The 15,924-nt window shown below is 41.4% G+C and carries 12 protein-coding genes; 1 reads left to right on the top strand and 11 read right to left on the bottom strand.

Annotation, left to right across the window (positions count from 1 at the left end):
* Positions 1–118: 118 nt before the first annotated feature.
* The 3 genes from thrC to fmt form a co-directional block, all read right to left on the bottom strand.
* Entirely contained in the window at positions 119–1,540 is a 1,422-nt protein-coding gene (gene thrC, locus ACR63T_RS13610; protein ID WP_472784331.1) for a threonine synthase, read from the bottom strand.
* A 517-nt stretch (positions 1,541–2,057) separates the two neighbouring features.
* Positions 2,058–3,575, bottom strand: a complete 1,518-nt coding sequence (gene rsmB / locus ACR63T_RS13615) for a 16S rRNA (cytosine(967)-C(5))-methyltransferase RsmB (protein ID WP_472784332.1) — start codon at positions 3,573–3,575, stop codon at positions 2,058–2,060.
* A gap of 96 nt (positions 3,576–3,671) precedes the next feature.
* Positions 3,672–4,763, bottom strand: coding sequence for a methionyl-tRNA formyltransferase (gene fmt / locus ACR63T_RS13620; protein WP_472784333.1), 1,092 nt, complete (start codon positions 4,761–4,763; stop codon positions 3,672–3,674).
* Positions 4,764–5,098: 335 nt separating this feature from the next.
* On the opposite strand from fmt, the gene ACR63T_RS13625 reads away from it, so the two are divergent.
* Positions 5,099–7,969 (top strand): response regulator, encoded by a 2,871-nt coding sequence (locus tag ACR63T_RS13625; protein WP_472784334.1) that lies wholly within the window; start codon positions 5,099–5,101, stop codon positions 7,967–7,969.
* Positions 7,970–8,028: 59 nt separating this feature from the next.
* Here ACR63T_RS13625 and ACR63T_RS13630 read toward each other — a convergent pair whose 3' ends face one another.
* The 8 genes from ACR63T_RS13630 to rpmH form a co-directional block, all read right to left on the bottom strand.
* Entirely contained in the window at positions 8,029–8,703 is a 675-nt protein-coding gene (locus ACR63T_RS13630) for a riboflavin synthase (RefSeq protein WP_472784335.1), read from the bottom strand.
* Positions 8,704–9,072: 369 nt separating this feature from the next.
* Positions 9,073–10,128 (bottom strand): bifunctional diaminohydroxyphosphoribosylaminopyrimidine deaminase/5-amino-6-(5-phosphoribosylamino)uracil reductase RibD, encoded by a 1,056-nt coding sequence (gene ribD / locus ACR63T_RS13635; protein ID WP_472784336.1) that lies wholly within the window; start codon positions 10,126–10,128, stop codon positions 9,073–9,075.
* A gap of 46 nt (positions 10,129–10,174) precedes the next feature.
* A complete protein-coding gene (gene nrdR, locus ACR63T_RS13640; RefSeq protein WP_201570711.1) occupies positions 10,175–10,642 on the bottom strand; it encodes a transcriptional regulator NrdR in 468 nt (155 codons plus the stop codon).
* Positions 10,643–10,678: 36 nt separating this feature from the next.
* Positions 10,679–12,124: a tRNA uridine-5-carboxymethylaminomethyl(34) synthesis GTPase MnmE gene (gene mnmE / locus ACR63T_RS13645; protein ID WP_472784337.1), complete on the bottom strand. Its 1,446-nt coding sequence runs from the start codon at positions 12,122–12,124 to the stop codon at positions 10,679–10,681.
* A gap of 156 nt (positions 12,125–12,280) precedes the next feature.
* Positions 12,281–13,969: a membrane protein insertase YidC gene (gene yidC / locus ACR63T_RS13650; protein WP_305899211.1), complete on the bottom strand. Its 1,689-nt coding sequence runs from the start codon at positions 13,967–13,969 to the stop codon at positions 12,281–12,283.
* Between the two features lie 294 nt (positions 13,970–14,263).
* Positions 14,264–14,686 (bottom strand): membrane protein insertion efficiency factor YidD, encoded by a 423-nt coding sequence (gene yidD / locus ACR63T_RS13655; protein ID WP_472784338.1) that lies wholly within the window; start codon positions 14,684–14,686, stop codon positions 14,264–14,266.
* A 1-nt stretch (position 14,687) separates the two neighbouring features.
* The gene (rnpA, locus tag ACR63T_RS13660) at positions 14,688–15,059 is read right to left on the bottom strand and encodes a ribonuclease P protein component (protein ID WP_472784339.1); all 372 of its coding nucleotides are present in this window, start codon (positions 15,057–15,059) and stop codon (positions 14,688–14,690) included.
* A 123-nt stretch (positions 15,060–15,182) separates the two neighbouring features.
* The gene (gene rpmH / locus ACR63T_RS13665; protein ID WP_007394757.1) at positions 15,183–15,317 is read right to left on the bottom strand and encodes a 50S ribosomal protein L34; all 135 of its coding nucleotides are present in this window, start codon (positions 15,315–15,317) and stop codon (positions 15,183–15,185) included.
* Positions 15,318–15,924: the final 607 nt, after the last annotated feature.

Genomic DNA, 15,924 nt, shown 5'->3' on the forward strand with positions numbered 1-15,924 from the left:
AACACTTTTATACAGAATACTCATAGTGTTTCACATGAAACAAAATTTTCATATCGCTGAGCTTCTAAGTCTATAAATACTATTAACAAGGTAGCATCAATGTTCTATATAGCTAGTGTTAAGCTGGATTAGCCATAACTTTTTGACGAATTTGCTCAGCGACTAATTCGGCTTTATTGTCTAAGATAACCACATGCTGCTCCAAATCCTCTAAGCCTTCGGTATGCTTAGGACGAGCAATATCTATAGGGCCGATAGCCTCGATAATAGTCTCAGCAAACTTAACGGGCAAGGCAGTTTCAGCGCAGATGATAACCTCTCCTGCTTGCTGCAATTCTTTAGCGACTTTAATACCATCAGCCGTATGCGGATCGACCAGCTCACCATGTTGCTCATATAACGCTTTAATGGTTTGCAAACGGTCAGCGTGAGTTGATTTGCCAGCGGCAAAACCATAGCGTGAATTGACCGCTTCCATCAGCTCTGCTAAATCAAAGCCCTGCCCTGACTTCACCCCTTCAAATAACTCATGTACACGAGCGCTATCTTTATCGAGTAATAAATAGACAAAGCGCTCAAAGTTAGACGCTTTAGAGATGTCCATTGAAGGGCTTGAGGTCACATAAGTTTTGTCCGTAGCGCGTGGCTGATAGGCACCTTGATTAAAGAAATCATTAAGTACGTCATTCTCATTGGTCGCGACGATTAAACGTCCAATAGGCAGACCCATCTCACGGGCAATATGACCTGCACAGATATTACCGAAGTTACCAGATGGTACGCTAAAGCTAACTTGCTCATTATTGCTATCAGTTACCGCAAAGTAAGCCTTAAAGTAATAAACAATCTGCGCCAGTATCCGTCCCCAGTTAATAGAGTTGACTGTACCTAAGTTATAAGCGGCTTTAAACTCAGCATCTTGTTGCAGCGCTTTGACGATATCTTGGCAATCATCAAACATGCCGTCGATGGCGATATTATGAATATTAGCATCGGTCAAGCTATACATCTGCGCGCGCTGAAACTCGCTCATCTTGCCATGCGGCGAGAGCATAAAGACTTCGATGTTATCTTTACCCCGTAGCGCATATTCGGCCGCACTACCCGTATCGCCGCTAGTCGCGCCAATGATAGTAATACGCGCGTCTTGACGCTTAAGCACATACTCAAAAGCATTACCCAAGAATTGCATGGCGACATCTTTAAAGGCGAGCGTTGGGCCATTGGATAAGCCTAAAATATACAAGTCATCTTCAAGCTTACGCACAGGAACGATCTCAGCATCACCGAATACTTCAGCAGTATAAGTACGCTCGATAATATCTTTTAGATCTGCATAAGGAATATCAGTGGCAAAGCGCTGCATAATGGCTAATGCTAACTCAGGATAACTCAGTGAGCGCCATTCCTCTAAGGTAGCGTCATCAACATTGGGATAGTGCTCAGGCAACATTAAGCCACCATCAGGAGCAAGCCCCATCAGGAGCACATCACTAAAATCCATCGGCTCGGTCTGACCACGGGTACTGATATATTTCATGTTTTGTCCTGTCTTTAATCGTTTTTAAATATGAGGTTTTAACTTTAAATAAGTATCTTTTGTAGGGTGCATTTTATGCACCATTGACGCTTTAATCTGTTTTAAAAAATTGACTATAATTCTTATAATAGTGCGATTAATTGCACTCTAAATAACTGTCTATGTAGCCAATCCCGCTTTTGCTTCTATCTTAACTGGCACAGAGGCGGTCGCTAAAAGCATGTGTCGTTCCTGCCCTGCGATAACGCCACTTGCTAAGCGCCCACAACCCTGTGCTGTGCTAAGTATATCCGCGGCAATCGGGGCTAAAATACGTTTATGGCAAGGTTGAGTTTAAAGGTTATCAAGTTTTTATGCTGTAGGTTGGCGTGAAGCTTGCGACACCCAACTATTAAATTTGTTGGGTCTCGTACCTCGACACCAACCTACAGTCTAATATTCTGCAAAATAATGAGCTATAGCTTTAAACTAACCCCAAATCGTAATTGTTAAAAGTAAATCTTCAAACACACTAACCTTAACTCTTCCGCAACAACGCATAATAAAAGCCATCACCTTTTAACTCGTCTATCGGCAAACACTGACGACCGATATCTTGCTCAATACCCCAATTACACTCTTCGGTAAGTTCGATAACGCTAGCGTCAGTATGATGATTAACAAACGCTTGCATCTGCTCGACGTTTTCTTGTTTTAATATCGAGCAGGTAATATAGAGCAGATAACCACCGACTTTGAGTTGTGGCCATAGATTATCTAATATCTCGCTTTGCAGACGCGCGGTTTGCTCAACATCTTCTTCACCACGTAAGATACTAATATCAGGATGACGGCGAATGACACCCGTTGCGGTACATGGAGCGTCCAAAAGAATAGCGTCAAATACAGGAGTATTATTGTCTTTAGCTTTATTCTGTCCTTGCCAGCGCGTGGCGTCTGCACAGACGATATTGAGATCAATATTTTCAGACTGTTCTAAATTGAGACGCTCAAGGTTCTCATGAATACGAGTAATACGCGGCGCTTCGTTATCGATAGCCGTTAGCTTAATTTTAGAAGTCTGATTATTGTCTTCAGATTGTTTCACATGAAACAGTGACTCTTGCTTATCGGAATTTAATAATTCTAGCCAATGCGCAAGCTTACCACCAGGGGCGGCGCAAGCATCTAATATCTGTAAGTCACCGGTGTTGTTATCACTACTAATCTTACTGATAAGCGCTTGATTGATCAAAGGTGCGGCAAGTTGCGCATACATATCCTGAATACTAACGACACCTTCAGCGAATGACGGTAAGCCACTGACCGCTGTGGTTTGCTCTAAACGTAATACTGGTATAGTTACAGTAGCCGCCTCAGAAGCTTCGCTAGACAACTTTAAGCTAGTGTTTATCTCAACCAAATCAGCACTAATATCTGCATCTACCAATATCTGCTGATAACTCTCTACAGAATTGATTGTAGTATTGACTCGCAAAAACATTGGCGCAGGCTGTCGCAGGCCTTGCATGAGATCATCATAATCACCAGACCAGTCATGCTTTAGCTGATAGGCGAGCCAATTGGGCAGGCTATGTTTTTTATCGCACTTTTTACGGAATTTGCTAGGATTTTTGGCGACTTTACGCAAGATAGCATTGACTAAGCCACTGGCATGAGCGAACTCAATCTCTTTGACCGACTCTACGGTCTCATGAATCGCCGCATGGTCAGCCACTTCTAGATAGAGCAGTTGCGTCAAGCCAACTTGGATGGTCGTCCGTACTTCTATCTCATCAATAGGATTATCCGCTAAGCTATCAAGCAGACGCTCAAGCGCGTACCACTGACGTAAAGTAGTTAGCAGCAAGGCATAGGCAAAGCCTTTATCACCTTCATGTAAGCTATTAAGTAACGGGTCGAGGACATTAGATAAAGACTGCCCATTTTGAATAGCTAGCAAACAGCGAATCACCCGCACCCGTACGCTGCCGATCATTTTTAGATTACTGGATGGTTTGTTCTTATTGTTTCTAGCGGTTGCGGGTTGTCTCATATGACTTAATTTCCTGTGCCGTATTAGGGCATTTACATAGACTTATTGAATTGATTGATCTGTACTTTAAATTATTTATGATTATCAGTGTTACATTCAGTCAGTGCCAAGTTCAGCGCTAAATTGGTCACCATCATCGAGCTGATTACCATGACAAATTTGCTCTGCGCTAACGGGTTTGCCACCTGCAAATTGCAAATTTGTGATAGCGAGTGTACTGCCTGGTTTGTCACTGTTAGTAGAGTTGACCAATTCATCTGCACCGCAAGCGACTAAAATTGCTTTACGACCGACGCTGATAATCGTACTCGCTGGTTTATCCGTTGGTTGAGTATGATTCACGGGTAAACTGGCTAAAACTTTAACTCGCTGACCGTTTAAAAAAGTATAAGCGCCTGGCCACGGGGTTAACCCGCGAATTTGCCGTTCAATTTGGGTAGCTGACTGCGACCAGTCGATTTCACCCTCAGATTTAACGAGCTTTTGGGCATAATTGGCTTGGGCGTCATCTTGGAGTTGCGCTTGTGCTTGATAGCTTGAGATATCTTTTAGTACAGTAGCAATAGCACTAGCGCCAAGCTCTGCCAGCTTATCATGTAAGCTTGCTGCGCTATCAGTAGTCTCGATAGCACAGCTAGTCTTAAAGAGCATATCGCCCGTATCAAGGCCTTTATCCATCTGCATAATGGTAATGCCCGTCTCACTATCACCAGCGAGTAGCGCTCGATGAATAGGCGCCGCCCCGCGCCAACGCGGTAATAATGAGCCATGAATATTAAGACAGCCCAGCTTCGGTATACTTAACACACCAATGGGCAGAATAAGCCCATAAGCGGCCACGATCATCACATCAGGCTGATAAGTGCGCAAGACTTCTCTTGCAGCAAGACCTTCGTTCACTGACTTTTTGAAGGTAGCGGGTTGTTCGACTGGAATATCAGAATTAAGCGCCACTTGCTTGACCGCAGAAGCGGCTAGCTTTTGCCCGCGTCCTGCCTTACGATCTGGCTGCGTATAGACCGCTACAATCTCTATATTTAGCGCCTCTTGCTGAGCGATCAAAGCGCTAAGGCTAATAGCCGCAAATTCAGGCGTCCCTGCAAACACCACTCTTAGTGGCTGTAGTTTGTTATCAGTAGCTAGTGGCTCAGTTAATAGATCGTCAGTAGAATTTGTAGTAGCAGTCATAGTAAGTACAGTAGCTCAGTAGAGGTAATGAATAAGTTGAGAATAAACACTCAATGTATTATAAGTGAGTTTGTAGCGATGTGCTATTACTCATGATTCATTGTTCATGATGAGGGATATGCTGCACTCAAAGCAGTCGTCCATGCTAATATATTAGAAAACTACAATTTGATTAATATCATCAAATTATTACAGACTTGCTGTTATTTTGTATACTGCATATAAATATAGGATCAAGTGATATGCGCCAATTTAAGTCGTTAACACGCTTACTTATATTTTATGCCTTAAGCTTGCTGATTATGCTAGCTCTGTATTATGTCATGATATTTTCAATGTTAAAAAATGATAGCCAGCAGCATAGTCAAATTGTATTTGATGCCCTGCATTATGAGGTGACGCAACATACTACACTAACCGACGCCGAAATCGTAGCTATCTTAAAAAAGCCACTTTTTCAAGATATAAGCTATCAGATCATCTTAAAGCTGCCTTCTGGGAAAAGTTACATCCATCGCTACACTGGGCCTCAAGAAAAAAAGTTTACCACTGTTATTTTTCCGTCCCTTAGCACCTCAGATGCTAATGACAATTATCAGCTAACCAATAATACCTTGACGGGCGCGATCAAGCTGGTAGGAGGTCACCAACTTTACGTAGTATTACGCCACGAGCCTTTGGATATACAGTGGCTGTCTTATCAGTATTGGTTACCCATACTGATTGCTATCGCTTTATTTTCTACAGTCGTTTTATATATGTTTAAGCGCCGATTAAACTGGCTACAGTTGCTAGGCTATATCGAAGACATGCCGACTAATGCTAAAGAGGCTCATACTCTCTCTCCTTTCATTAAAAAAGCCTCTACTCCTGAATTTATACGTCTAGGTCATGCTTTAGGTCGTGTCAGCTACCAATTACATAGCAACTATCGTCGTATAAAAACCTTAAGTCATCGCTTAGAGCGTCTCGTGGATCAAGCGCCGCTACCTATGCTGATGATCATGAGCCAAGGTCAGGTTAGTTTTTTTAATCAGCGTTTTGAGCAAGTCTTTGCGACTACTTTTCAAAAAGATAACAATTATAGCTTATCAGATTTTGTGCAAAGCAATAACGAAGCCACTCAGCAGCTATTGCAGAAAATATCCACACAGCGTGTGACACGTACCTTACTCGTTTATGGTGTCGAAAATAAACTCGCCTATCATTTGCATATCACTCCATGGTTCGGTGAGCATGAGCAAGTCCATGGCTTTACAGCATTACTAAGCCCAGTTAGCACTTTTATCAAGCAAGCTGATGATATGCGCTCACAAAATCAGCAATTACAAATACAGCTAAAAGAGTTTGCTCACCTGAGATCTATTGTAGGTCATGAGTTGCGCACTCCGCTAAGATCTATTATTAATACGCTTGAGCTTGTCACACCCTCTACTGTGTCTAACGAGCAGCAAAAGATCCTGAGTACTCTCAAGCAGTCTAGCCAGTCTATGTTGGCTATGCTAAATGACATGTTAAATGTGACCAAGGTAGCAGCAGGCAAAGTACAAATAGTGAATGAACAGACAGATATCTTTAAGATAGGATTGCAAATTAGCGAGTCGATAGTGAATCATGCTCGTCAAAAAGATATCGAACTGCTGTACTTGTTCATGCCTGAGTGTCCTCGGTTTATTAGCACAGATGTTGAGCGACTACAGCAAATACTGCTCAACTTTATGAATAATGCTATAAAACTCACTCAATCAGGTTACGTATCTTTAGTGATAGAGCCAGTATTTGGGCGGCAGAGTCCTAATGCAAATAAGGCTTTGCTCAGTAGTCATTTTAGTGAGGACAAGTTTTCTTTGGTTGATGAGGCGGTTGTATCAGTTAGCAGCAAAAGGCTTGAACCTTTGAGTATTTATTTTAATAAAGCTGCTGATGTCAATGGTGATAAAGCTGAGATTACCACTCATCAACATTGGATACGCTTCAGTGTTAAAGACACTGGTAATAGTATCACTGAAGCTGAACAAAAAAAGCTGTTCTCCTACTTTGATCAGGATAATATTAAAACGAGTCATAAGTTCGATGACAAACAATTAGGACTGACGATATCTAATAGTTTTGCAAAACTACTTGGCGGCTTTGTTCAGCTCGACAGTAATAATAGCTCAGAAAACGTGTTTTCTTTATACTTACCTTGCCTAGCACCGATCTATCAGCCAGCCTATGATTTTCACCCTAGCCAGACGCCTATCTATCTTATTGCGCTGGTCAAACATGATATCTGCTTAGATTATTTACAGCGGCTTTGCCAGCATCTCTCAATTAGTGCTAGTATCTATACTATCAGTGATGCGCCAAGTAGCGCCGAGCTTGCCAAATATATAGCCGATAAAAGAGCAGTCTTCGCCCCTATCCTGTTGTTAGAAAGTGAAGAGCATCATAGTTATAAGACTGATACTGATACTGATACTGATACTGATACTGATACTGATACTGATACTGATAGGCATAATGTTCAAAATGGCAAAAATACAACACCTTATCGCGATTTGAATCGTCTGCTTACTTTGCCATTACCTAAAATATTGCTAAGTATGAAGCCTGAACGTGATATTTCATTAGATTACTTGCAGCGGTTCGATGGGTTTTTGAATAAACCTTTAGATGTTACACTACTGTTATCTGAGCTGCTGCGCTTAACCCAGCCTAAGTTTTTAACCCAGCCCGCTTATATATCGAACAGTATTACCGATAATAAACGCAAAAACTTTCATGAGAAAATAGCCTTGTCAACTTCTACTCCTCTTACGGCAAATAGTACTGATACCTCAAAGTCAGATAAACTGACAGCACCTCTTATTCTGGTTGTTGAAGATAATATGATCAACCAAAGAGTAGCTTGCAAACTATTAGATCGCTTAGGATATCGAACTATCGTAGCTGAAGACGGCCAGCAAGCTCTAGAGCAGTTGGCCGCGGCAAGAGCGCAAATCTCACTTATCTTGATGGACTGCCGAATGCCTGTGATGGATGGCCTACAAGCTACGCAAGCTATTCGAGCACAAGGTGACTCTATACCTATCGTAGCGCTGACAGCTAATACTTCAAAAGAAGATGAGGAGTCTTGTTATGCCTCAGGAATGGATGACTTTTTGCCAAAACCTGTCAATAAAGAACAACTTGAGGCAGCACTAAAACGCTTTATTGTTGATTAATCACCCTTATAGGCTTTCCTGAGCTCTCAGACTACCCTCTTCAAAAGTCGCTAAATCAATTACTTCATAAAGCCATTATCAGCCAAAAAGCCTTCGGTTATATTGCTCTTAGAATCAGAGGCATTCATAGTACCTGTTTGCGCTTTAGTCAATAACCGCTCCAAGTAACGAGCAACTAGATCCACCTCAACATTAACCTTATCGCCAACCAGCCAATGCTGTGAGATGTTGGTCATCTTTGCTGTATGTGGAATGATATTAAGACAGACGATGTTATCGCGGACTAAATTTGTCGTCAGACTAATACCATCAAGGGTAATAGAGCCTTTAGTCGCCGTATAATGTGCCAGCTCATGCGGTACTTCAATCTCTATATAGATAGAGCGAGCGTCTTGTTGTAGCTTACTGACCACGCCTACCCCATCAACATGACCTGAAACGATATGACCACCGAACCGAGTAGTCGGTAGCATCGCTTTTTCTAAGTTTACTTTGTGACCTATTTTTAGATCTTGTAGTGCGGTACGTGCGATGGTTTCACGTGACACATCGACTGCATAATAATTACCACCTAGCTCTACTACCGTTAGGCATATGCCATTAGAGGCAATAGAATCCCCTAAAGAGACATCAGAGAAATCTAGCTCATCCGACTCTATAATCAGACGAATATCCCCACCAGTAGGTTGCATGGCTTTCACTTTGCCAACGCTTTCGATAATGCCAGTAAACATAGAACCTCACTTTGTTATCTTATTTATATTGCTAATTAAAATACTTATTCTTGCAGAAATTTTCAATGGTATAAGTTGTGGATAAGTATAAGCTATTTGTATAACTTCATAATAAAAAGGTTGGTTTTCCAAACTTATCCACAGCAAGTATGCTTTTGTGAAAAAAATAAAATATAGCTATATATGTAGTAGACCCTTTGCGCTATAACGTTTTCGAGGTTTAGGCAAGGACGTATTTATAAGTTTAGTTTCACATGAAACAAAGTTATACACAGTTTCATGTGAAACTATCAAACACTTATCAATATCTAGTTATATTTCAATTTTAAACATTTATTTGGCAATGAACGATTTGACTAACCCAGTCGCTTAGAGTGCTGTCAGAGTAATCTTAATGTCTGATTCCATATGTTCAACGTTATGATACTTAAACCGCAGCTGCTGAGCTAACGTCAAAGGACTGAATTTAATCATAGCTTGCGCTTGCGACCCCAACAGACAAGGTGCTTGATAGACAATGAGCTCATCAACTAACTGCTGGCTTATAAAGCTACCTGCGACACTAGCACCTGCCTCAACTAAAACATCATAGCACTGATGCTCACTGACCAAACGTTTTAGCAACATCGATAGATCATCATCGCGCCAATATAAGGTATCGGCTTGCTGACAGAGTTTATAAGATGACTTAGTGTCATGAGCCAAACGCTCGCTTCTATCGAGTATCACAACCAGTGGCTGAGGAACCTTTTCTACGTCTATGCCTAATTGGGTTGAGCGTACATTTAGCTTAGGATTATCAGCAATAACCGTCTGACTACCTGTGATAATAGCCGCACTTTTTGCTCGTAGCTTTTGCACATCCTCTCTTGCCGCTGCACCAGTAATCCACTTCGACTCACCTGATGCCATTGCCGTACGCCCATCAAGACTAGTGGCGATTTTTAAGCGTACATAAGGCATTTGTGTACGCATCGCCTTCAAAAAACCTTGATTTAAGGCTTCAGCTTGCTCAGCTAGCACGCCCACTCTCACAGTAATACCAGCCTGCTGTAATAACGCTACCCCGCGACCTGCTACTTTTGGATTAGGATCGAGTCCTGCGATGACCACCCGTTTGATACCAGCCGTTATTAAGGCTTCTGCACAAGGCGGCGTACGCCCTGTATGACTGCATGGCTCCAAGGTAACGTAAGCGGTCGCGCCAGCTGCCCTATCTCCAGCGTCTTTAAGTGCAAAGACTTCAGCGTGTGGCAATCCTGCTTGCGGATGAAAGCCCTGACCCACCATTTGCTCTGCTTGTACGATAACACAGCCGACTGCTGGATTAGGCCGTGTCGTATACATACCAAGCCGTGCCTGCTCTACGGCTAGCATCATAAAATAGTTATCTTGAGCATTTTGATCAGGAGTGATAGTTGGCATAAGAAGGTCACATTTAATAGGGGTTTAGCAGTGCAACTAGCAAAAATTAGCCGTCGCTTTTATCATTAGGGCGAATATTGGCAATCTCTTGATGAAAAGCATCGATATCTTGAAAATCACGATAGACGCTAGCGAAACGTACATAAGCCACATCATCAAGTGATTTGAGCTCACTCATGATAATCTCTCCTAACACCTTGCTATTGATTTCACGCTCGCCCATCTGTCGTACACGTTTTTCAATACGACTGATCATACCCTCCTGCTCATCGATAGTGATCGGTCGCTTTTGTAGCGGCAACAGAATAGAGCGGCGTAGTTTTTCATTATCATAGGGCTCAATTTTGCCACTGGACTTTATGATACGAGGCATAACTACCTCTACCATCTCAAAAGTTGTAAAGCGCTCTTGGCAACCATTACAGGATCTGCGGCGACGTACTTGCGCACCTTCTGCCGCTAAGCGTGAATCAATAACTTTAGTCTCTGAAGCGTTACAATAAGGACAGTGCATACTGTATTCCTAATATTAGCTTTATACTAATCAAAATTATTTACCAATACAAAAGCTGCCAAATATTTTACCTAATAAGTCATCGGCACTAAACTCACCAGTGATTTCGCCCAGGCTTATTTGAGCTTGACGCAAGCTTTCTGCGACCAGCTCTCCTGCCTGAAATACTGTGAGCTGCTCATGCGCCTCAAACAGATAATCAGTGGTACGTCTTAACGCATCTAAGTGACGAGTACGGGCAATAAGACTGTTTTCTGGTGGATGAAAGCCTACTTTAGCACACAAGGCCGCTGTTAAGTCCTCGATGCCTGCGCCTGTTTCACATGAAACATTAACTTGCTCATAATCTTTATTATTAGCATAATGAATAATCGTAGAGCTTAATGGTTCTGTAGTTTCCATCTTACTTTGACTGATTAAATCACTTTTATTAGCGATAATTAGTAAGCGCTCAGGTTCAGGCAGCTTACCAAATAGCTGCTCGGCTAACTGCAGTGGCGTACTATCGCCTGCTATATCACGAGTGACATCATAGACTAGCAGTAGCATATCAGCTTGGGTAATAGCAGTATGTGCACGTGCGATACCGATACGCTCAACCGTATCCTCGGTATCACGTAAGCCTGCGGTATCAGTCAAATGTAAGGTCAAACCATTTAATACCACCGTCTCTTGTAACGTATCGCGGGTCGTCCCTGCCACCTCAGTGACAATAGCGCGCTCTTGACCTGCTAAGCGATTGAGCAAACTTGACTTACCCGCATTCGGGCGCCCTGCAAGCACCACATGGATACCATCACGCAGTAACTGTCCTTGCTTTGCAGTTGCTAATACTTGCTGTATTTGTGCCTGCACTTGCTCAAGCTTGCCTTGTATAACACCATCTGATAAAAAGTCTACATCCTCTTCATCGGGGAAATCAATCGCCGCTTCGACATGTAGTCGAAGATGAATGAGTTGTTCTAATAGCTGATTGATCTTTTGCGAGAACTCACCACTTAACGAGCGAATAGCACTACTAGCCGCAGCAGCACTGGTAGCATCGATAGCGTCAGCGATCGCTTCGGCTTGCAGTAGATCTATTTTATCATTGTCAAAAGCGCGATAAGAGAACTCACCAGCGCTTGCTTGCTTAGCGCCAAGCTCAAACGCTCGCGCTAATAGCTGATTCTGTAATATGACACCGCCATGACCTTGCAGCTCAATCACATCCTCACCTGTAAAGGAATGCGGCGCTTTAAAGTAAAGCACTAAGCCCTCGTCAACTACGGTACCATCAGCCTGATAAAAGCGACAAAAACTGGCGAGTCTTGGGGTAAATTCAGTCTTACCTGTCAGCAAACAAGCTATTGCATAAGCTTTTGATCCTGACAGACGGATAATACCAACACCACCACGCCCAAGTGGCGTAGCTATGGCAGCAATCGTAGTAGACACAGATAAAACCGATGAATCAGTCGATTTCGTAGTAATAGAATTCACAACCGCTCTCAATAGCTAAAACCACCATTATAGACGGCTAAGCTTAGACTAACAAAACAAACTTGAAATTGATCTACGATAATCATCACTTCGATTCAGTTCAGACATAAAAAAACCATCGCGATTGCGATGGTTTTTTATTTTCGATCAGCTCATCTAGCCCTCTAAAACTTTAACAGTACGATGCTTTTGCTCAGTTTCAACCTTTTTATTGATCAGGTACTGTTGAGTCATACTGAACAAGTTGTTCACAGTCCAATACAGTACTAAACCTGCTGGGAAGAACAGCATAAAAGCGGTGAAAATAATAGGCAAAAACTTCATAACTTTTGCTTGCATAGGATCAGTAGGCTGCGGGTTTAGCTGCTGTTGGGTAAACATTGAAGCACCCATCAATAGCGGCAAGATAAACCAAGGATCCATGGCTGATAAATCGTTAATCCATAGAATCCAAGGCGCATGACGCAGCTCGACACTCTCGACCAGCACCCAATATAACGCTAAGAAAATAGGCATCTGCATCAATATAGGCAGACAACCTGCCATAGGATTAACTTTCTCTTCTTTATAAATCCCCATCATTGCTTGCGACATCTTCATCCGATCATCGCCATGCTCTTCTTTAAGAGCAGCCAGTCGTGGAGCAATAGCACGCATTTTTGCCATTGAATAGTAGCTCTTATTAGAGAACCACATCAGCGCAATCTTAACCAATATCGTCAATAGGATAATAGACCAACCCCAGTTGCCGATCACTTTATGAATACCATCTAGAATTGCAAATAATATCTTAGAGATAGGCCAGAGCAGACCGTAATCAACGGTTTGATTGAGACCAACTGCTACGTCTTTAAGCTCAGACTGTACCTTGGGACCTGCATATAGCGTCGCAGTCAAAGTCGCCTGTTTATTTGCGGCTATATTAATTGGTTGACTATTAAAACCAATAAAGTACTCATCAGCGGTTTCACGACTAAAGAAGTTACCTGTAAAGTTTTCAGGTGTCCATGCTGACACAAAATAATGCTGCACAATACCAACCCAGCCACTATCGCTAGTCGTTGTAGTCAGCTCACCATCGCTAAAGTCATTAAACTTAAGCTTATTATAAGGATCATCTGGCGTACCCCAAGCACCGCCTAGATAGGTTGCCATGCTGAGTGCACCCTTATCAGACATACCAGGATCTTTACTAGCATCACGTTTTAGTTGTGCAAATAACTGTCCTTGCCATGGATTTGCTGACTGGTTTTGAATCTGGTAACTGACATCGATAGGGTACTTATCATGAGTAAAGGTAAAGGTCTTAGTGATCGTCACCCCATCTTTTTGATAAGTAAGTGGTACTGCTAAAGTCTGCTGACCTTCAGTCATCGTGTAGCTGTTAGCACTATGACTATAGTTAGCTCGACCATCAGCCGTATCAATACCATCAACGCCAATCAATCCTGACTGCGCAACATAAACACGATTACTATCATTTTCTAATAGCACAAAAGGCTGATCGCTATCGAGCGTCGCGTTATATTGCTTAAGCGCTGCATAAACGATATCCCCTCCTTCTGGATTGATCTTGATATCGTAACGGTTGGTTGTCACGGTAATCAAACCAGTATCTGTAGCTGGCGTTGCTACTGCGTTGTTGTTAGCAGTAGGCAGCGTTTGCACTGGAATATCACCAGCCGCACCAGTTGTCGATGGAATATCAGACCCTACCGAAGTTGCCGTATTAGGGACAGCCTCTACAGGTGTGGCATCAGAATAATCATCTCGCCATGCCAAAATCAGCAGATAAGCGGTAATTAGCATCGCGATGATGATCATTACCCGAAGTATCTTTTGCATAAACCTTTCCTAGATTAAAAAATTAGGGCATAAAAATAGGGTATTGATCAGAGTTACCCACAAGTTATCCACAGAACCAGCAGTTATTTGCATAAAATGTGCATTATTTTACTAAAAATAAACCCTAAATGATACCAACAGTGTGGATAAGTTGTGGATAACTCTAATTCAATGAGGATAACCTCAGTAAACTATGATTGGTCCCTTTAAAACAAGGGCAGATTGTGGATAAGCTGAAATGTAGATAATCAACTTGTGGATAACTCTTGTTAGTTATCCACATGCTCCTTGATACTAGCGCATCAAGTCGTTCAGACGTGCCACGTAACTGCTATCGTCACGGTAAACACTGCTATAAGTGCTTTTATTAAGCCTACTGCTTTTCAATGGTTCTATTTTCAGAGATATATTTATATCACTACTGTTCATATCATCAATGGTTGAAACAAATTTATAGTAATAATGATTTAAAGGTAGGGGAACAAAATCAACCCCGTGTCCACCCCATGGCTGGCAACGAGACAGGCGTTTTAATAGTAACCAGCTACCTGATCTAACCCCATGCCATGCTAACGCCTGTTTACCATAACTTGAACAGGTTGGGTAATAACGACAACGTGCAGGTAATAATGGGCTTATTATTCTTTGATAAAAATTAATGAATGAAATAATAAATAGATAAACATATCTATTTATTATTTTTATAGTTTTTAACATTTTATTTTTTTTCTATTTTTTTAAAAATATTATTTATCTCTATTATTAAATTTTTATTGTTTAATTCATCAATAGATTTTTTAACTATAAAAACAATATCTTTATTTTCTAACCTATAGCTTTGCAAGCGAAAGTTTTCACGAATCTGACGTTTAATTAAATTTCGTTTTACGGCAGTAGGTACTTTACGTTTCGTTATCGCCATGCCTATACGCGGTTTTTCACTGTCATTACTACGCACAAACGCCATCAAATGAGTCTGATGTAGTTTTCGTTCAGGCGCATCAAATACCTCTTTGAACGCAGTTGGCGTGAGCAGACGCTGCTCCTTTGTGAATGTCGCAGTAGTTACAGCTGATACAGGATTTGACATAGTACAACTCAAAATAGAAGCATAAAACATAGCGACAAAAAAAGCGCCAATAAGGGCGCTTTTAATATAGGGCTACGGCTAAGTATAGACCAATCATTACACAATACTAAATAATTAATAGAATTATACAGTAAGGCGATGACGACCTTTAGCACGGCGACGAGCTAATACTTGACGGCCTTTTTTTGTTGCCATACGAGCACGGAAACCGTGAGTACGTTTGCGTTTAATCACGCTTGGTTGGAATGTACGTTTCATAACTCACCTATCAAAATAATGGACTAAATTCGCAATAATGCAGGATTATATCATCAGATGAAATATAGGTCAATAAACTAATTTATAGTTTTACTAAAAATCCAAAACCTAGTAAGAAAGAGACTCTCATTAGTTTAATAACCTGTCACAGAATCGTATATATAATTTGACTATTTTAAAAAGTTATCCACAGAAATTATCGAATCCTATAATAATTAAAGATTAATATATATTAGTATTGTTATTATTGGCACCCCTGTTTTCTGAGGATAAGTGGAGATTCTTCTTTTTTATCAAAAGACTAGACTATGGATAACTCTGTGGGCAACCTGTGGACGAAATGGGGGTAACTCACCAATATTAGTTATCCCCAAAACTATCCACAGAGTTATCCCCAAAAAACAGGATGTTATCCACAGGTTGTTTGTGTTAGATTAGCATCCTACTCAGACAGCAATTTTCGATATTGTTGTGTGCAATAATTCTCAGTATAAGATTTTAGAAATTTATATTGAAAAGGGTTAAGGATATGAGCTAATAGTGATATCTCATAGCAGTATTCGATAATAATCAATAATAAAATTAAATATTAAGGTCAGTATTTTTC

This window comes from Psychrobacter sp. M17(2026) (genome assembly GCF_055699815.1).

Bases quoted from the DNA above. Each gene is read 5' to 3' on its own strand.
- thrC (WP_472784331.1), bottom strand. From the start codon at position 1,540: ATGAAATATATCAGTACCCGTGGTCAGACCGAGCCGATGGATTTTAGT.
- rsmB (WP_472784332.1), bottom strand. From the start codon at position 3,575: ATGAGACAACCCGCAACCGCTAGAAACAATAAGAACAAACCATCCAGT.
- fmt (WP_472784333.1), bottom strand. From the start codon at position 4,763: ATGACTGCTACTACAAATTCTACTGACGATCTATTAACTGAGCCACTA.
- ACR63T_RS13625 (WP_472784334.1), top strand. From the start codon at position 5,099: ATGTTAAAAAATGATAGCCAGCAGCATAGTCAAATTGTATTTGATGCC.
- ACR63T_RS13630 (WP_472784335.1), bottom strand. From the start codon at position 8,703: ATGTTTACTGGCATTATCGAAAGCGTTGGCAAAGTGAAAGCCATGCAA.
- ribD (WP_472784336.1), bottom strand. From the start codon at position 10,128: ATGCCAACTATCACTCCTGATCAAAATGCTCAAGATAACTATTTTATG.
- nrdR (WP_201570711.1), bottom strand. From the start codon at position 10,642: ATGCACTGTCCTTATTGTAACGCTTCAGAGACTAAAGTTATTGATTCA.
- yidC (WP_305899211.1), bottom strand. From the start codon at position 13,969: ATGCAAAAGATACTTCGGGTAATGATCATCATCGCGATGCTAATTACC.
- yidD (WP_472784338.1), bottom strand. From the start codon at position 14,686: ATGTTAAAAACTATAAAAATAATAAATAGATATGTTTATCTATTTATT.
- rnpA (WP_472784339.1), bottom strand. From the start codon at position 15,059: ATGTCAAATCCTGTATCAGCTGTAACTACTGCGACATTCACAAAGGAG.
- rpmH (WP_007394757.1), bottom strand. From the start codon at position 15,317: ATGAAACGTACATTCCAACCAAGCGTGATTAAACGCAAACGTACTCAC.